The 16267-nt window shown below is 62.7% G+C and carries 19 protein-coding genes; 2 read left to right on the top strand and 17 right to left on the bottom strand.

Going from position 1 to position 16267, the window contains the following annotated elements; genetic code table 11:
* Nucleotides 1-258: 258 nt before the first annotated feature.
* From HTA01S_RS17120 to HTA01S_RS17060, 13 genes are all read right to left on the bottom strand, one after another.
* Nucleotides 259-1749 (bottom strand): DegQ family serine endoprotease, encoded by a 1491-nt coding sequence (locus tag HTA01S_RS17120; RefSeq protein WP_068173953.1) that lies wholly within the window; start codon nucleotides 1747-1749, stop codon nucleotides 259-261.
* A gap of 82 nt (nucleotides 1750-1831) precedes the next feature.
* Nucleotides 1832-2866, bottom strand: coding sequence for a MucB/RseB C-terminal domain-containing protein (locus HTA01S_RS17115; protein WP_068173952.1), 1035 nt, complete (start codon nucleotides 2864-2866; stop codon nucleotides 1832-1834).
* 6 nt (nucleotides 2867-2872) lie between these two features.
* Entirely contained in the window at nucleotides 2873-3625 is a 753-nt protein-coding gene (locus HTA01S_RS17110) for a sigma-E factor negative regulatory protein (RefSeq protein WP_068173951.1), read from the bottom strand.
* A 60-nt stretch (nucleotides 3626-3685) separates the two neighbouring features.
* Nucleotides 3686-4327, bottom strand: a complete 642-nt coding sequence (gene rpoE / locus HTA01S_RS17105; protein WP_068173950.1) for an RNA polymerase sigma factor RpoE — start codon at nucleotides 4325-4327, stop codon at nucleotides 3686-3688.
* Nucleotides 4328-4394: 67 nt separating this feature from the next.
* Nucleotides 4395-4880, bottom strand: a complete 486-nt coding sequence (locus HTA01S_RS17100) for a hypothetical protein (RefSeq protein WP_157572157.1) — start codon at nucleotides 4878-4880, stop codon at nucleotides 4395-4397.
* Nucleotides 4881-4908: 28 nt separating this feature from the next.
* The gene (fabF, locus tag HTA01S_RS17095) at nucleotides 4909-6153 is read right to left on the bottom strand and encodes a beta-ketoacyl-ACP synthase II (RefSeq protein ID WP_068173948.1); all 1245 of its coding nucleotides are present in this window, start codon (nucleotides 6151-6153) and stop codon (nucleotides 4909-4911) included.
* A gap of 93 nt (nucleotides 6154-6246) precedes the next feature.
* Complete coding sequence (gene acpP, locus HTA01S_RS17090) at nucleotides 6247-6486, bottom strand: acyl carrier protein (protein ID WP_068173947.1); 240 nt, start codon at nucleotides 6484-6486, stop codon at nucleotides 6247-6249.
* 131 nt (nucleotides 6487-6617) lie between these two features.
* Nucleotides 6618-7379, bottom strand: a complete 762-nt coding sequence (fabG, locus tag HTA01S_RS17085) for a 3-oxoacyl-ACP reductase FabG (protein WP_068173946.1) — start codon at nucleotides 7377-7379, stop codon at nucleotides 6618-6620.
* 16 nt (nucleotides 7380-7395) lie between these two features.
* Nucleotides 7396-8346, bottom strand: coding sequence for an ACP S-malonyltransferase (fabD, locus tag HTA01S_RS17080; protein WP_068173945.1), 951 nt, complete (start codon nucleotides 8344-8346; stop codon nucleotides 7396-7398).
* Nucleotides 8347-8385: 39 nt separating this feature from the next.
* Nucleotides 8386-9363, bottom strand: coding sequence for a beta-ketoacyl-ACP synthase III (locus HTA01S_RS17075; protein WP_068173944.1), 978 nt, complete (start codon nucleotides 9361-9363; stop codon nucleotides 8386-8388).
* A gap of 20 nt (nucleotides 9364-9383) precedes the next feature.
* Nucleotides 9384-10445, bottom strand: coding sequence for a phosphate acyltransferase PlsX (plsX, locus tag HTA01S_RS17070; protein WP_068173943.1), 1062 nt, complete (start codon nucleotides 10443-10445; stop codon nucleotides 9384-9386).
* A gap of 135 nt (nucleotides 10446-10580) precedes the next feature.
* Nucleotides 10581-10763, bottom strand: a complete 183-nt coding sequence (gene rpmF, locus HTA01S_RS17065; RefSeq protein WP_019575026.1) for a 50S ribosomal protein L32 — start codon at nucleotides 10761-10763, stop codon at nucleotides 10581-10583.
* Between the two features lie 233 nt (nucleotides 10764-10996).
* Nucleotides 10997-11563 carry a YceD family protein gene (locus tag HTA01S_RS17060; protein ID WP_245638121.1) on the bottom strand — a complete coding sequence of 189 codons (567 nt, stop codon included), beginning with the start codon at nucleotides 11561-11563 and terminating at the stop codon, nucleotides 10997-10999.
* A gap of 36 nt (nucleotides 11564-11599) precedes the next feature.
* On the opposite strand from HTA01S_RS17060, the gene HTA01S_RS17055 reads away from it, so the two are divergent.
* Both HTA01S_RS17055 and HTA01S_RS17050 read left to right on the top strand, forming a co-directional pair.
* Nucleotides 11600-12214 carry a Maf family protein gene (locus tag HTA01S_RS17055; protein ID WP_068173941.1) on the top strand — a complete coding sequence of 205 codons (615 nt, stop codon included), beginning with the start codon at nucleotides 11600-11602 and terminating at the stop codon, nucleotides 12212-12214.
* Entirely contained in the window at nucleotides 12211-13023 is an 813-nt protein-coding gene (locus HTA01S_RS17050) for an SAM-dependent methyltransferase (protein WP_068173940.1), read from the top strand. The genes HTA01S_RS17055 and HTA01S_RS17050 overlap by 4 nt, the downstream gene beginning before the upstream one ends.
* 33 nt (nucleotides 13024-13056) lie before the next feature.
* Here the strand turns inward: HTA01S_RS17050 and galU are convergent, their stop codons facing one another.
* The 4 genes from galU to HTA01S_RS17030 form a co-directional block, all read right to left on the bottom strand.
* Nucleotides 13057-13941, bottom strand: coding sequence for a UTP--glucose-1-phosphate uridylyltransferase GalU (gene galU / locus HTA01S_RS17045; RefSeq protein ID WP_068173939.1), 885 nt, complete (start codon nucleotides 13939-13941; stop codon nucleotides 13057-13059).
* Between the two features lie 187 nt (nucleotides 13942-14128).
* Nucleotides 14129-15097, bottom strand: coding sequence for a S49 family peptidase (locus tag HTA01S_RS17040; RefSeq protein WP_245638131.1), 969 nt, complete (start codon nucleotides 15095-15097; stop codon nucleotides 14129-14131).
* A gap of 28 nt (nucleotides 15098-15125) precedes the next feature.
* A complete protein-coding gene (locus HTA01S_RS17035) occupies nucleotides 15126-15527 on the bottom strand; it encodes a Rieske (2Fe-2S) protein (RefSeq protein WP_245638120.1) in 402 nt (133 codons plus the stop codon).
* Nucleotides 15520-16179 (bottom strand): HAD family hydrolase, encoded by a 660-nt coding sequence (locus HTA01S_RS17030; RefSeq protein ID WP_068173937.1) that lies wholly within the window; start codon nucleotides 16177-16179, stop codon nucleotides 15520-15522. Before HTA01S_RS17030 ends, HTA01S_RS17035 begins: the two co-directional genes overlap by 8 nt.
* Nucleotides 16180-16267 lie beyond the last annotated feature (88 nt).

Genomic DNA, 16267 nt, shown 5'->3' with positions numbered 1-16267 from the left:
CCTGTGCGGCTCCCACATCGTGAAGCGATGGGGTCCAACGGCACGGGAATCCATCCCAAACAGGTCTGATTTTATCGAATTCGGTCAACAGAAGTACGATATTAGTCAGTAATCACTAACATTTCATCACTTCCCACCGTCTGGCGGGCCGAAAGATCGTGTGTGGCGAATCGACCACCGGGGCTCCAAACCCCCAAATCCCAGTAGGGACAGGGGGTTATTTGACACTCCTGGGGTGGTTTCGAGGAGGCGCAGGGCTCAGCGCTGAGGGCGGATCACGGCGTACTGCGCCCACTCGCCACGCCGGAACAGCACATTGACCGGGCGGGATTTGTCGAGTCGAGCCACCGCGGTTTCAAGTTCTTTTGCACTGGCGACCTCGGTGTTGGCGATGGCCACGATCACGTCCCCTTCGCGCAGGCCGGCCCGGGCAGCAGGCCCCTCTGCGGCTTCGACGCGCACCCCGCCCTTGACGTTCAACTCCTTCTTTTGCGCAGGGGTGAGCTCGGCCAGGGTCAGACCCAGCGATTGCGCCGCCCCCAGAACGGGAGGTTTGGGTGCGTCGGGCGCAGCCGCTCGGCGCTGTGGCTGGTCGGGTTCGAGTTCAGCCACCGTGATGGCGAGCTCGCGCTGGGCACCCCGGCGGAACACGGTCATGCTGCTCTTGTTGCCGGGCTTGGTATTGCCCACCAGGCGCGGCAGGTCGACCGACTTGTCGATCTCCTTGCCATCGAACTTCAACACGATGTCCCCCGGCTCCACGCCGGCCTTGGCCGCGGGCGAATTGGGCTCCACACCACGCACCAGCGCGCCCCTGGGTTGTCCCAGCCCGATGGACTCGGCCACCTCTTTGCTCACCTGATCGATCTGCACGCCGATGCGTCCTCGCGTCACGCGACCGTTGGCGCGAAGCTGGTCAGACACGCGTACCGCCTCGTCGATGGGGATGGCAAACGAAATGCCCTGAAAACCACCCGAGCGCGAATAGATCTGGCTGTTGATGCCAACCACCTCGCCGCGCATGTTGATCAACGGCCCACCGGAATTGCCGGGGTTGATCGCCACGTCGGTCTGAATGAAGGGAAGGAAGTCCCCCGTGTCGCGCTTCTTCGCGCTGACGATGCCCGCCGTGACGGTGTTTTCCAGACCAAACGGCGAGCCGATGGCCATCACCCATTCGCCCACCCGCAGGCGATTGATGTCACCGATCTTCACCGCGTTCAGCCCCGTGGCCTCGATCTTGACCACCGCCACATCGGTGCGTTTGTCGGCCCCCACGATCTTGGCCTTGAACTCGCGCTTGTCGGGCAAGGTGACGACCAGTTCGTCGGCGCCATCGACCACATGCGCATTGGTCATGATCAGGCCATCCGCACTCAGGATGAAGCCCGAGCCCACACCGCGTGGCTGCACCTCGTCGGACGGCCCCCGGTCCTGGCGCGGGCCGCGTGGCGTCATGCCGGGAGGAATGGGAATGCCAAAGCGCTTGAAGAACTCCAGCATCTGCTCATCGGCGCTCGAGCCGGTGTCCGCGCTGGCGCGCTCGAGCGTGCGGATGTTGACCACCGATGGTCCCACCAGATCCACCAGGTCGGTGAAGTCGGGCAAGCCCCGCACACTGGGTGCGACAGACGGCAATGTCTGCGCCCAAACGGACTGAGGCGACAACAGGCTTGCCGCCCCCGCGGCGAGTACGGCAGAAGCCAGGATGGCAGACACAGGCGTGCGGGCCAACTTCGGAAGCGTCATGGTGATCCTCTACACAAAGGCGGATAGACAACAAAGTCTGTCAGATTGAACGCGGCACAACCCGGTTCGGGCGAATCCAGATCTACCGCGCTCGCTCCAGAGACTGGGCGAAAAGACGAAGCGTCGCGGGCGGAACCTCTCCCAGCGCCGTGAGCCAGTGGTCGCCGATGCGGCGGGTGACCGAGTGCGTGGCCCCTGAAACGGACGACTTCTCTTGGCCATGGCGCTGTGCGTCGAAGACCTCGACAAACAACGACACCGAAGCCAGCCCATCTGAAAATACCCACTGCATCGGTGCGGCGTCTGCACCGGTGGCCTCGCCTCCGTCCCGGATGTAGCAACTCATGGAAAGGAAGCCGGGCACCGACTCCCTGAGACGCCATCCCTCGGCCTCGGGGGTCGTCTTTTTGAGCACCGGCGTATGCACCTCGTAGCCCCGGGTGTTGTTCATCAAACGGTTGAGCTTGTCCATGCGTACCGGTGCGTCCAGCTGGAGCTCGGAAAATGCTACCTGTTCGAGCACATTGCCCTGCTCACCCAGCGTCTGCAGCCTCACCACCAAGCCTGTCTTTTTCTCGGACCAGATGCGATAGCCAAACCGCAGCGGATCCTTGGGCACGATTTCCACCACGTCCGCCAGATGCCCCGCCACCCGTTCGACACCGGTTTCACGCACACCATAGTGATCGGGGATCGCGTTGCTCGGCGTGCGCAACAATTCTGGAAACAAACCCAGCGATTCGCGTTTTTCCACCCAGGCGGTCCTGGACTCGGGGATGAAAGTGATGACCTCGTTGTTGCGGCGAATGGTGGTGCGCGGAGCGCCGGTCAGGGTTTCGACACGCTCCATCTGCTGAGCGCCATCGCACACATGCCAGATCCGGGATGCGGACATCACCGATCCGGCCGACACCACGAGTGTGCCCATGTAGGCACGCTGTCGCGATGCCTCGTGCATGCGGGTAAGCCATTCATTGACACTGCGGGTCGCCGTGGCCGCCTGGGGCGCTGTCTGCGCCTGCAATGGCGCCAGGAACCCCGATGCGAGTGCAACGAGGGCCGCGGCACTCCAGCGGCGCAAACCAAGGGGTGAGCACAAGCTCGAAGCAAGGATCATGGTGATTCAGCGTCCCGACGCGTCGTAAGTGGCGCTGCGCAGAAAACCAGCAGGCATTTGCAGGACAGACATGCCGCCGTTCTGCCGATGTTCCGCCATCAGCGCCTCCAACTGTGCATCGCGGATCAGCGGGCCCTGCGTCGTGTTCACCACCACGGCCGCATCGGCCGCAAGCGTTGTCCCAGCCGCGGCCTGAGTCGAGGGCGAGGGGGCCCGGGGTGACGCGGGAGCTGTCAATGCCAGTTGAGCACCTTCGCCGCCGGAGCCCCCCGCCCCCGCAGGAGCACTGCCCAGCACCGTCCAGCCAACGGCCATGACCGCCGCCAACGACGCAAGTCCTGCCACCAGCTTCCAGCGGAAAACGGCATCGTTGGCCGCAGGCACCTGCAGGTGACCTGCGACGGCAATCGAAGCCTGGGGCCTGGGCACCTCGGATGAGTCCGTTCGCTGGACATCGGCATCGATCCGCAGCTTCGCATGGATGTCAGCGAGAAAAGCCCGCGGCGCCTGCCTGGAGACAGCCGCCGCGGAAGATCGCAGCACGTCGCCAATCACCTGGTAGGCATGCCAGTTCGCAAAGGCATCACTCTGTTCATCGAATTCGGCCAGCACCTGATCAAGCTCTGCTTGGCCGACCTCGCCATCGACCAAGGCAGACAGACCACCCCCGTCGGCATCGAACGCCTGCGGCTGACTCGATGCCTCCACGGCCCGCACCGACGGAGCGTGTGATTCCGGGACTTCTTTTGCGGCATTCATTGTTGACTTCCTGACTTCTGGAACTGCGGGGTCGTGACATCCATGCAATCGGCCAAGGTGCTACCAGCGTTTACCCGTCTGGCGCTCCAGCATCGGCTTGATCCGGCTCGAAATGGCCTCTCGCGCCCGGAAAATCCGGGAGCGCACCGTACCAATGGGGCAATCGAGTGCCTGGGCAATCTCTTCATAGCTCAGACCCTCGATTTCCCGCAGAGTGATCGCCATGCGCAATTCTTCGGGCAACGCATCCATAGCGGCATTGACCGCCTGGGCGATCTCCTTGCTGGCCAGCACCGCTTCGGGCGTCTCGGTATCGGCCACACTGGAATTTAGTTCGCGTTCCGACGAGGAAGTTTCATCGTCATCGGCCGATTTCATCTGCGACTGGAAAACCAGCGGATCGCGCTTGAGCTCCATGAGCTGCTTCTTGGCCGTGTTGACCGCAATCCGGTAAAGCCAGGTGTAGAACTGCGCGTCCCCCCGGAACTGCGCCAGGGCGCGGTAGGCCCGGATGAATGTTTCCTGGGCAATGTCCTGCACCAGATCGGTGTCGCGCACCATGCGACCGATGAGCCGCTCCACCCGGCGCTGGTACTTGATGACCAACATGTCGAACGCGCGCTGCTCGCCCGCCAGGGTGCGCTGCACAAGCATGACGTCGCTGTCGGGTGGCGGCGGAGCGGTATGGTCTTCGAGGGTCATGCGCGCGGAAATATAACCCAATCGTGTGCACGGCCCCACCCGGCAACACGCCGGAACGCCCACAACATCATGAATGCGCCGCCATCAACGCCCGGCGAAAATCGCCCCAGCGAGGTGGATCGCTCATGCGCTCCACCCAGACCCAGCTGCCTGCCGCATCGGGATTGCGGAGCCGCAGCAACACACGGTCCTGCAGGTCCAGCGCCAGTTCCAGACGTAGCAAAGGTGCGCCTTCGCGATACGCATCGCTGCGCCATCGCCAGATACCCTTGCGTGGGTGTTCGGCGTCTACGGTGGCCTGAGCGTCCCAATGCAGATGCCCGACTGGTGAGCGCTGCCAGCTGCGCCAGGCAAACCCCACCCAGCCCACCCACAGCCCCAGCCCCGCCAACGCGGTCCACTGGCGACCACTCACCCCCGGCGCTGGTGGCGCCTCGGCCCCGAGCCACCACGCGGCCCACACCAACAGGCTCAGGACACCCAGCAACGCAAGCAGTCGCCCATGAAAAAGACAACGCCCCACCGGATAGACCACCGATGGGGCGTTGCGCATAGCGTGGAGAGAGATGTGTCAGAACGGATCAGACGCGACGGAAAACCAGGGTCCCGTTGGTGCCCCCAAACCCGAAGTTGTTCTTCACGGCCACATCGATCTTCATGTCGCGCGCCGTATTGGCGCAGTAATCCAGGTCGCACTCGGGATCCTGGTTGAAGATGTTGATGGTCGGAGGACTCTTCTGGTGATGCACCGCGAGCACGCTGAACACACTCTCGATGCCCCCGGCCCCACCCAACAGGTGACCGGTCATCGATTTGGTGGAGTTGATCACGGTCTTCTTGGCGTGCTCGCCAAGCGCAGCTTTGATCGCTTTGGTCTCGTTCACATCGCCCAGCGGTGTGGACGTGCCGTGCGCATTCAGATAGTCCACCTGATCGGCATTGATCCCGGCGTTGCGCAGCGCATTGACCATGGCGCGGCGTGGGCCGTCCATGCTGGGCGCCGTCATGTGCCCCGCATCGGCACTCATGCCGTAGCCGATCACTTCGGCATAGATCTTGGCGCCCCGGGCTTTGGCGTGCTCGTACTCTTCGAGCACCATCACACCCGCACCTTCACCCAGCACAAACCCGTCGCGGTCCTTGTCCCAGGGGCGAGAGGCCGTTTTCGGGTCGTCGTTGCGGGTCGACAGGGCACGCATGGCGGCAAAACCACCCACCCCCAGCGGTGAAACCGTGGCCTCGGATCCACCGGCCACGATCACGTCGGCGTCGCCGTACTCGATCTTGCGAGCCGCCTCGCCAATGCAATGCAATCCTGTGGTGCAGGCCGTCACCACGGCGAGGTTCGGCCCCTTGAAACCGAACCGCATCGACACATGACCAGCGATCATGTTGATGATGGAGGCTGGCACGAAAAACGGGGAAATCCGGCGCGCACCGCGATTGACATACTCGGCATGGGTTTCCTCGATCATCGGCAGACCGCCGATGCCTGAACCGATGATGCAACCGATGCGGTTGGCCAATTCCTCGTCCAGCGCGTCACCCACGGGCAGGCCCGCGTCCACCACGGCCTGCTGGGCCGCGGCGATGCCGAAATGGATGAAGGTGTCCATCGCGCGCGCATCCTTGGCGCTGATGTAGGACTCCAGATCAAAGTTCTTGACCTCACCCGCGATCTTGCAGGCAAAGCTTGACGCATCAAACTTTGTGATGAGGTCGATGCCGGACTTTCCGGCGAGAAGATTGGTCCAGGCGTCGGTCACTGTGTTACCCACAGGACTGATGCACCCCAGACCGGTCACGACAACGCGACGTCGGATCATTGACTACCCCCACGCCTTTCACGGCGTGCAATGCACTGCCCCCCCAGGGAGCTGAACCCCCTTGGGGCGACCTTGCGGTGGCTCATGGATGGCTCAGGCCTTCTGGTGGGCCATCGCGTAGTCGATGGCGTTCTGCACGGTGGTGATTTTTTCCGCGTCTTCGTCCGGAATCTCGATACCGAATTCATCCTCCAGGGCCATCACCAATTCGACCGTGTCCAGCGAGTCTGCACCGAGATCGGCAACAAAAGCTTTTTCGTTGGTGACCTGACCTTCTTCGACACCGAGTTGTTCGGCAATGATTTTCTTCACACGTGCTTCGATATCGCTCATAAGTCCCTCTGAGGGTGGTTGAAATACAGACCGTCATTTTAGCCGGGCTAGGGAGGCATCCCTAGGCGGCCCGCCAGACGGCTTTCGCGGCGTTTCAGATAAATGAGATCGGATGCCGCGCCAGATCGCGATCAAGACATGAACATGCCGCCATTGACGTGCAACTCCTGCCCGGTCACATATGCTGCCTGCGGGCTGGCTAGGTACACCACAGCATGCGCGATGTCGGCCGGCTTGCCGAGATGACCCAGAGGGATCTGACCCAGCAGCGCCTTTTGCTGCTCTTCGGGCAGCGCAGCGGTCATGTCGGTCTCGATGAAACCCGGCGCCACACAGTTGACCGTGATGTTGCGGCTACCGAGCTCGCGCGCCAGCGCACGCGTCATGCCTGCCACGCCGGCCTTGGCCGCAGCGTAATTGGCCTGCCCAGGATTGCCCGAGGCGCCGACCACGCTGGTGATGCTGATGATGCGACCGTAACGCTGCTTCATCATGGGACGGATCACGGCACGGCTCATGCGAAACACGGCCTTGAGATTGGTATCGAGCACCGCGTCCCAATCATCGTCCTTCAAACGCATGGCCAGCATGTCTCGGGTGATGCCCGCATTGTTCACCAGCACCTGGATACCCCCATGGGCCTTGACGATTTCATCGACCAGCGCCTCACCGGCGGCGACATCGTTCACATCCAGTGTCGCCCCACGGCATCCCGCCGCCGCACCGGTCACGCCGGACAGCGCGGCCGTGATCTTGGTCGCCCCTTGGTCGCTGGTGGCAGTCCCAATCACGATCAAGCCACGCGCAGCGAGTTCGTGGGCAATCGCTGCACCAATGCCACGCGAAGCGCCCGTCACCAGAGCCACCTGGCCCGCAAAGTTCACCTCAGACATGTGTTCGCTCCGTGATTCAGGCCAAAAGGGTCCGCACCTCGGCCAGCGTGGCCGGGTCGTAGAGAGGGACACCGCTCAACTCGGCGTCAATGCGCTTGATCAAGCCAGCCAAGACCTTGCCCGGCCCGCACTCCACCAAGGTGGACACACCCTGCTCCTTGATGGCGCGCACGCACTCGACCCAACGCACCGGGCCAAAAGCCTGGCGGTACAGGGCGTCACGGATCGCCTCGATGTCGGTCACCACCGACACATCGATGTTGTTGACCACCGGTATCTGCGGCGTAGCCATCGGTGTCGCGGCGAGCTTTTCCTTCAACTTCTCTGCCGCCGGCTTCATCAGACTGGAATGGAACGGGGCCGAAACCGGCAACAGCAAGGCACGCTTGGCTCCGTAAGCCTTGAGCACCTCGCAGGCCTTGTCGACGGCTGCCTTGCTGCCGGCGATCACGGTTTGTGCCGGATCGTTGAAATTGACGGCCTCGACCACTTCGGCACTGCTCACACCAAACGTCGTCTGAGCCTCGGCACAACCGGTGATGACCTTCGCGGCATCCAGCCCCAGGATGGCGGCCATGGCTCCCGTGCCCACCGGCACGGCTTCCTGCATGGCTGCGGCGCGAAACCGCACCAATGGCGCAGCCTGCGCCAGCGTCAACACACCGGAGGCCACGAGCGCCGAATACTCGCCCAGCGAGTGCCCTGCCACCACGGAAGGCAACGGCCCGCCCTCGGCACGCCAGACGCGCCATGCCGCCACACCCGCCACCAGCATCACCGGTTGGGTGTTGGTGGTCAAGGCCAGCGCCTCTTTCGGCCCCTCCTTGATCAAACGGGTGACGTCTTCACCCAAGGCATCGGACGCCTCTTTCAGTGTTTCCAACACCGCCGGGTGTTCGCCCCATGCGTCCATCATGCCGACGGATTGCGAACCCTGACCCGGAAAAACAAAAGCAAACTTCTTCATGAAATATGGAATCACTCTTTGGCAAAAAATCGCTGTGAATCAAAGGTCCAGCAGAACCGCACCCCAGGTGAAGCCACCACCCACGCCTTCTAGCAAGAGGGTATCGCCCTTCTTCACCTGTCCACCGCGCACAGCGTGATCCAATGCCAGCGGGATAGAGGCCGCCGACGTGTTGCCGTGCTCGTCAACCGTGACCACCACCCTGTCCATCGACAACTTCAATTTTTTGGCCGTGCTCTGCATGATGCGGATATTGGCCTGGTGAGGGATCAGCCAGTCGATATCGGCTGAGGTCTTGCCAGCCTTGTCGAGCACGGCGCGCGCGGTGTCTTCGAGCACACCCACAGCCAACTTGAAAACGGCCTGACCATCCATCTTGAGCAAGGGGTCGCCGAGCACATGGCCGCCCGACACATGACCGGGCACGCACAGAATGCCGGTGTGTTTGCCATCCGCGTGGATGTCGGTGGACAGGATGCCCGGCGTCTCGCTGGCCTCCAGCACCACCGCCCCCGCCCCGTCGCCAAACAGCACGCACGTGGTGCGGTCGTTGAAATCCAGAATGCGGCTGAACACTTCAGCCCCCACGACCAGCGCTTTGTGGGCACTCCCGGTCCGGATCAGGGCGTCCGCAACCGTCAAGGCGTAGATAAAGCCGCTGCACACCGCCTGCACATCAAAAACCGGGCAACCAGCGATGCCCAGTTTGTGCTGCAAGATGGCCGCCGTGGACGGGAACACCATGTCCGGCGTGGACGTCGCCACGATGATCAGGTCAATGTCCCCGGGCGCCACATCGGCCGCCGACATGGCCTGTCTGCACGCGTCGGCCGCGAGATCGCTGGCAAAGACACCCTCGGCGGCAAAATGGCGCGCCCGGATGCCGGTGCGTTCCACGATCCATTGGTCGCTGGTCTCGACCCCGCGCCGGGCCAGCAGCTCTACCATGTCGGCATTGCTCAAGCGCTGAGGGGGCAAGCTGCTGCCGGTGCCAGTGATGCGGGCGAAGCGTGTCATGCGGGGATGGGGGCTGTATCTTAGGAAATCGAAATACTCTTGAACTCGCCAGACACCGACCCTGCCGCGATCAAAGGGGCGGCATGGGCGATGCGCTCGCGCACGTTGTCGAGCAAATTGTTGTGGGCCGCATCATAAGCCCGGCACAAGGCCTGCTCAAACGCGAAGGCGTCGGCCGACCCGTGACTCTTGAACACCAACCCCCGAAGCCCCAGCAGGGCAGCACCATTGTAGCGACGGTAGTCAGCACGTTTTTTAAAAGCAGATAGAACCGGATAAGCACAAATCGCCGCCAGTTTTGTCAACCAGTTGCGAGAAAACTCAACCTTGATGAAGCCAGCGAGCATGGTCGCCACGCCTTCGCTCGCCTTGAGGGCCACATTGCCGACAAAGCCATCGCAGACAACGATATCGGTCGTTCCCTTGAAGATGTCGTTTCCCTCGACATTCCCAAAGAAGTTCAAATCACCCGTGTTGGCTGCATTACGCAACAAAACACCGGTTTTTTTGATGATTTCACTGCCTTTGATAATTTCCCCACCCACATTGAGCAGTCCCACCGTGGGTTCCGGCCGCCCGGTGATTGCCACCACCAGTGCCGAGCCCATCACCGCGAACTGCAACAGGTGCTCAGCGGTGCAGTCCACATTGGCGCCGAGATCGAGCACAGTGGTAGCCCCTCCACGGGCATTGGGCAACTGGGACGCAATGGCGGGACGATCAATGCCATCCAGTGTCTTGAGCACATAGCGGGCGATCGCCATGAGCGCGCCCGTGTTACCCGCCGACACGACAGCCTGGGCAGCACCCTCCTTGACCTGCTGAATGGCCACCCTCATGGACGAATCTTTTTTGCGCCGCAGCGCCACCTCCACCGGATCGTCCATGGCGACAACCTCGCTGGCGGCGATCACGCGGCAGCGTGCATCACCAAGCACCCCAGGCCAGGGTGCAAAGTCCTCGGGTTTTCCCACCAGCAACAACCGGGCCTGCGGATGGCTCGCCAAAAAAGCCGCACAGGCAGGCAGGGTGGCCGCCGGACCGACATCCCCACCCATGCAATCCACAGCAACGGTGATCATGACAACATCCTGGTGGTGGCACTCACGGCACCACAACAATGAAAAAAGCCCGCATGGAGCATGCGGGCCTGCGCCTGGATAGACCCCCAACCCTCGATCGCGGCACCGCGGCGAGGCCTGAGGCAGTCCGTCACATCAGGCTTCGGACTTGTTCTTCAGCACCTGACGACCACGGTAGAAGCCGTTGGGGCTGATGTGGTGGCGCAGATGAATTTCGCCCGTGGTGGGCTCCACGGCAATGCCGGGCACGTTCAGCGCATTGTGCGAACGGTGCATGCCACGCTTGGAAGGGGACTTTTTGTTTTGCTGAACGGCCATGGTGGGCTCCTGAAATCGGTTGGGGTCAAACGGGGTGGCAAATGGGGTGGCCAAAACATGCCAGAACACCCAATCAACCAACTGCGATAACTATCGTGCGCCTGACCCGTGCACACAGACGTGCAAATGGATGTGAGCGCAAAGCCAAGCATTATAGCCCGAAGGTGGCCAGGGGTCAAAGCCACCCGATTCGACGCAGGTGCAGGCCAAGGCCATGACCCGCCCAGTGCGTGTCATTTTTTCAAGCGGGCCAACTCGGCAAATGGATTCTTCCGCTCCGGCTCGTCATCGGCCGCGGCAACCGCCGAATCCGCCACGCGCATGATCACTGGCTCTGGACAGGTTTCGTGCATGGGCACCAGGGGCAGCTCCATCAGCAGTTCATCTTCCAGCAACTCGTACAGGCTTGGGCGAGGCTCCAGAGCAAGCACATCCTCTTCGCAATCGTCGTCTTCGGCACTGGCCGTGGCTTCATCGGCCACAAACCGAAACCAGCGGTCCACCGTCAGAGAAACGTCCACCGGCCCCAGGCAGCGCTGACAAGTCAGCGCCATCACCGTGTCGGCCTGCAAATGCAGCCATACAGCTGGCGACCCACCCGAAGCACTGGGACGAAGCTCGCCTTGCGCCCGCCACCGAACCCGCTGGACCGAAGCCTGATCAGCCATCCCGTGTTGCTCGCTGCACAGGCGCTCGAACCGGTTCAAGGGATCATCGACCTGAAGATGAACGCCCGCCTGAGCAAAGGCACGCACGTCCAGCCGGTCGGCACTCCATGCCATCTTGGGGTTCGCTTTCATCCCGGGAGTGTAAAAGAATGCGGGGAGAATACCGGCATGTCCACGCACCGCCCAGCTCCTTCCGTCACGACGTCGCGCGCCCTCATCCTTGGCTCCACCTCCCGCTACCGGCGGGAATTGCTGGCGCGCCTCGGGCTGCCGTTCGATGTCGCCAGCCCCCAGGTCGACGAAACGCCACACCCTGGCGAAAAGCCCGCCGACCTGGCGATGCGGCTGGCGTTGGCCAAGGCCCGCGAGGTGGCGCGGCGCCACCCCCAGGCTGTGGTCATTGGCAGCGACCAGGTGGCCGACCTGAACGGTGAGCCGCTGGGAAAGCCCGGAACCCACGAGCGCGCCGTGGCCCAGTTGCAGCGCATGCGCGGCGAAACGGTCATCTTTCAGACCGCATTGGCCGTGGTCTGCCAGGACATCGGCTTTGAACAGGCCGACCTGGCGGCCGTGCGCGTGGTGTTCCGCCAGCTCGATGACGAAGAGATCGAACATTACCTGCGCGCCGAGCAGCCCTACGACTGCGCCGGCAGCGCCAAGAGCGAAGGCCTGGGCATTGCCTTGCTGGAACGCATCGACAACGACGACCCCACAGCGCTGGTGGGCCTGCCGCTCATCCGCACCTGCCGCATGATTCGCGCCGCCGGGGTGCACGTCCTGTGAAAACCGACACCACCCTGCCTGGCACGCTGTATCTCGTGCCCACGCCGCTGGACTTCGGCACGGTGACCCCTGGTCCTGAACCGACCACCTCGACCCCGCCCAGCCAGTGGCTACCAGCGCAGACCCTGGCCGTCGCCAGTCGACTCACCCACTGGATCACCGAAAACGCCAAAAGCACACGCGCTTTTCTCAAACGCGTGGATACCGTGGTCGGACTCGGGGTTCCGTTGCAGGCACAGCAGATCACCGAACTTCCACGCGCAGCGCACAAGAAGGGGGACCATGCGCCACAAGCCGATGGTGACGCCCAGGCCCGCGCGCTGCTGGCACCGGCCCGGAACGGGCACGACATCGGCCTGGTCAGCGAAGCCGGCATGCCTGCCATCGCCGACCCGGGCAGCTCCATCGTGCGCGCGGCGCATGCCATGGGCATGCGGGTGGTGTCGCTGACCGGCCCGGTCTCTCTCATGCTGGCGCTGGCCAGCAGTGGCCTGAACGGGCAGAGTTTTGCTTTTGTGGGTTACGTGCCGCAGGAAGCGAGCGAGCGCGCCAAACGCTTGCGCGAACTGGAGGCCTTGGCCCTAAAGACCGGACAAACGCAGATCTTCATCGAGACCCCTTACCGCAACACCGCCCTGCTCCAGACCGTCCTGCAGACGCTGCACCCGCACACCCGATTGGCCGTGTGCTGCGGGCTCACGCTGCCGCAAGAGACGACCCGCAGCGCGCTGGTAGGTGATTGGAAGAAACTGGCCCTCGGCGACAAACTGCCGCTGGAGGCGCCAGCTGTATTTCTGATCGGCCGCTGAATCAGCGGCGAAAAATGCCGGCGAGCCGCCGACTCAGCCCAGAGCCTTCAGCATGTGCGCACGCACCGCCGCGCTCAGCTCCGGGTTGGCCAGCGCAAGGTCGATGGTGGCCTCCAGGAAACCTTCCTTGCTGCCACAGTCGTAACGCGTCCCCTCGTAGCGGAACGCGAAAACCTTTTCGGTCCCGATGAGGGCAGCGATACCGTCGGTCAACTGGATTTCGCCACCGGCACCCCGCGGCTGGCGGCGAATGCTGTCAAACACCGCCGGCGTCAGGATGTACCGTCCGGCCACCGCCAGCGTCGACGGAGCGACTTCTGGCAACGGCTTTTCAACCATGCCAAAGACCTCCGCCACATTCCCGCTGACACCCCTCACGTCCACCACACCATAGCGACGGGTTTCCGAGCGAGGCACGTCCTGCACCGCCAACACTGTGCCCGGGTCGCGCTCGTAGGCCTGCACCATTTGCTGCAGCACGGTCGGCCCACCCCTGGTCTGGTCCCTGCCCATCATCAAATCGTCCGCGAGCAACACGGCAAACGGCTCGTCACCCACCAGCCGCTCCGCACATAACACCGCATGACCCAGACCCAAGGCACGCGGTTGGCGCACGTACACACAGTCCATGTCGTCGGGTTTGATGGCATGCACCAACTCCAGCAGCGCGCGCTTGTTGCCCGCCTCCAGCTCGGCCTCCAGCTCATAGGCGGTATCGAAGTGGTCTTCGATCGCGCGCTTGTGACGCCCCGTCACGAAGATCATCTCCCGGATACCCGCCGCATACGCTTCTTCCACCGCGTACTGGATCAATGGTTTGTCAACCACGGGCAGCATCTCTTTGGGAATGGCCTTGGTGGCGGGCAAAAAACGCGTACCCATGCCCCCAACGGGGAAAACAGCTTTTTGAATCTTCATCGACACTTCCAGACGTTGTTGTGTTCAACCATGCCCACCGTAGCGGGCTCGAAACCGGTTTGGCCGTTTAAAGCAATGGGGCAAGCCCATCCAGGCACAGACCTTCTTGTGGGCTCCCATCTTGCGAAACCGCGACAAGCGGGGTGGATTCCCCTGAACAGCGCGCAGTTCCGCCTGAGAGGTTTGGTTACTTGAGTTGCACCCCGGCGGAGCGTGCCGCCATGAAGATGCCTTGGCCCATGCTGGCGCCGAGCTGCTTGGCCAGACGCAGACCGACATTCTCGCGCTGCGTGTAGTCCACGATGTCCTCGGCCTTGACGATCTCACGCGCCACTGAATCCAGACTTCCAAGACCATCGGCCAAGCCCAAAGCCACGGCCTGTTGTCCACTCCAGACCAGACCACTGAAAGTGTCGGGCGACTCCTTGAGGCGGTCCCCCCGGCCGCTTTTCACCACGGCAATGAACTGTGCGTGAATCTCGGCCAGCATGTTCTGGATGTAGGCGCGCTGTGCTTCGTCCTGTGGGCTGAACGGGTCCAGCATGGCCTTGTTGGCGCCGGCGGTCATCAGGCGGCGCTCGATGCCGAGCTTCTCCATCAAGCCGGTGAACCCAAAGCCGTCCATAAGCACACCAATGCTTCCGACCAGGCTGGCCTTGTCCACATAGATGCCGTCTGCGGCGGCAGCAATGTAGTAAGCCGCCGAGGCGCAGGTCTCCTCCACAACGGCGTAGACCTTTTTCTGGTGCAGGGCCTTGAGGCGAGTGATTTCGTCGTTGATGATGCCGGCCTGCACCGGACTGCCACCAGGCGAGTCGATCAGCAAGACCACCGCCTGTGCGCCGTTGTCCTCGAAGGCTGAGCGCAGCGATGCGATCACGTTTTCCGCACTGGCTTCGGCATCCGATGCAATCTCGCCCCTGATCTCGATCACCGCCGTGTGGGGTGTGCTCACGGATGCGCCAGCGCTGTTCGCGCTGTAAACCATCCAGGCGATGAAGCCCAGAAACACCAGCCACAACAGGCGTGAGAACAGCTTCCAGCGTCGCGCCGCCTGCTGCTCCCGAATGGTGGCGAAGACCAGTTTTTCGAGGGTCGTGCGCTCCCAAGCCACGTCCCTGCTTCGGTCCCCACTGGAGCCAGCAGGTAGGCCCATGTCGTCGTTGTTCATGTTCAGATGGTTCTCAGAATTCAACGGGTTTGAGGTTGTATTGTGACCGCCAATGCACGACGCCATCGTGCTCGAACAACGCGATCTTGATCAGGCCACCCCGACAGGGCCCCCCCTGACATTCGCCGGTGTCGGGCTGGTAGATGGCACCGTGCGTCGCGCACAGCAGCCAGCGGCCACTGTCATCGAAAAAGCGCTCGGGCTGCCAGTCCATTTCCATGGCCACATGGGCACAACGGTTGAGGTAGGCATGGGCCTCTCCCTTGAAGCGGATGGCAAACGCACGGCAGGTCTGCCCCGCGTACACGACATCGAAGGACACCGCCCGGCCTCCATTGACCAGATCTGCGCTGCCACAGAGCGGAAAAACGGCATCGCCGTCCAGAGAATGCATAACGCCGCCGGAATCAGGCATTGACTCGAAGCCAATCGTGCAGTTCGCGCACGGAATGCGCGATGTGGAGGGGGGCCAGCGCGCCGAATGCATCCGGCTCGTGAGCCCCATAACTCACGCCAACACTCGCGCACCCTGCGTTGAGCGCCATCTGCAAATCGTGGGTGGTGTCGCCAATCATCAAGGTGCGCTCAGGAGCGACGCCAAACTCGCGCATGAGTTCGTGCAACATGACCGGGCTGGGTTTGCCAGCGGTTTCATCGGCTGTGCGCGAACCATCGAACAGCCCCTGCAGTTCCATGGCTCGCAAGGCCTCGTTGAGTCCGTTTCGACTTTTTCCGGTGGCCACGGTCAGCCAGTGGTGCCGGCTCTTGAGCTCGGACAGCAGGGGCAGCACACCTTCAAAAAGGCTGATGTCGTGCTGGTGCGCCAGATAGTGGTGACGATAACGCTCGCCAAGCTGCGGGTATTTTTCGCGCGGCACATCGGGCGCCGCATGGGCCAGTGCCTGCATCAGTCCCATGCCGATGACGTAGCTGGCGGCCTGGTCGCTGGGCACGACCCCGCCCACATCGAGCACAGCCGCTTGAATGCAGCGCGTGATGATGGCGGTGGAGTCGAAAAGGGTGCCGTCCCAGTCGAAGGCGATGAGGTCGAATTGGCGCGGGCGCATGGTTCCAGATCGATCAGTGGAGTTCCGCATTGTCGACCCCGCCCATCGCCCCTTCGGCGACAGCAGCTCAGCCACTAAACAACAAAGG

The sequence above is a fragment of the Hydrogenophaga taeniospiralis CCUG 15921 genome, from assembly GCF_001592305.1.
GTDB classification, from domain to species: domain Bacteria; phylum Pseudomonadota; class Gammaproteobacteria; order Burkholderiales; family Burkholderiaceae_C; genus Hydrogenophaga; species Hydrogenophaga taeniospiralis.
The sequence above is the reverse complement of the archived record's forward strand: the minus strand, read 5'-3'. Positions and strand labels throughout refer to the sequence as shown.

Bases quoted from the DNA above. Each gene is read 5' to 3' on its own strand.
- HTA01S_RS17120 (WP_068173953.1), bottom strand. From the start codon at position 1,749: ATGACGCTTCCGAAGTTGGCCCGCACGCCTGTGTCTGCCATCCTGGCT.
- HTA01S_RS17115 (WP_068173952.1), bottom strand. From the start codon at position 2,866: ATGATCCTTGCTTCGAGCTTGTGCTCACCCCTTGGTTTGCGCCGCTGG.
- HTA01S_RS17110 (WP_068173951.1), bottom strand. From the start codon at position 3,625: ATGAATGCCGCAAAAGAAGTCCCGGAATCACACGCTCCGTCGGTGCGG.
- rpoE (WP_068173950.1), bottom strand. From the start codon at position 4,327: ATGACCCTCGAAGACCATACCGCTCCGCCGCCACCCGACAGCGACGTC.
- HTA01S_RS17100 (WP_157572157.1), bottom strand. From the start codon at position 4,880: ATGCGCAACGCCCCATCGGTGGTCTATCCGGTGGGGCGTTGTCTTTTT.
- fabF (WP_068173948.1), bottom strand. From the start codon at position 6,153: ATGATCCGACGTCGCGTTGTCGTGACCGGTCTGGGGTGCATCAGTCCT.
- acpP (WP_068173947.1), bottom strand. From the start codon at position 6,486: ATGAGCGATATCGAAGCACGTGTGAAGAAAATCATTGCCGAACAACTC.
- fabG (WP_068173946.1), bottom strand. From the start codon at position 7,379: ATGTCTGAGGTGAACTTTGCGGGCCAGGTGGCTCTGGTGACGGGCGCT.
- fabD (WP_068173945.1), bottom strand. From the start codon at position 8,346: ATGAAGAAGTTTGCTTTTGTTTTTCCGGGTCAGGGTTCGCAATCCGTC.
- HTA01S_RS17075 (WP_068173944.1), bottom strand. From the start codon at position 9,363: ATGACACGCTTCGCCCGCATCACTGGCACCGGCAGCAGCTTGCCCCCT.
- plsX (WP_068173943.1), bottom strand. From the start codon at position 10,445: ATGATCACCGTTGCTGTGGATTGCATGGGTGGGGATGTCGGTCCGGCG.
- rpmF (WP_019575026.1), bottom strand. From the start codon at position 10,763: ATGGCCGTTCAGCAAAACAAAAAGTCCCCTTCCAAGCGTGGCATGCAC.
- HTA01S_RS17060 (WP_245638121.1), bottom strand. From the start codon at position 11,563: ATGAAAGCGAACCCCAAGATGGCATGGAGTGCCGACCGGCTGGACGTG.
- HTA01S_RS17055 (WP_068173941.1), top strand. From the start codon at position 11,600: ATGTCCACGCACCGCCCAGCTCCTTCCGTCACGACGTCGCGCGCCCTC.
- galU (WP_068173939.1), bottom strand. From the start codon at position 13,941: ATGAAGATTCAAAAAGCTGTTTTCCCCGTTGGGGGCATGGGTACGCGT.
- HTA01S_RS17040 (WP_245638131.1), bottom strand. From the start codon at position 15,097: ATGGGCCTACCTGCTGGCTCCAGTGGGGACCGAAGCAGGGACGTGGCT.
- HTA01S_RS17035 (WP_245638120.1), bottom strand. From the start codon at position 15,527: ATGCCTGATTCCGGCGGCGTTATGCATTCTCTGGACGGCGATGCCGTT.
- HTA01S_RS17030 (WP_068173937.1), bottom strand. From the start codon at position 16,179: ATGCGCCCGCGCCAATTCGACCTCATCGCCTTCGACTGGGACGGCACC.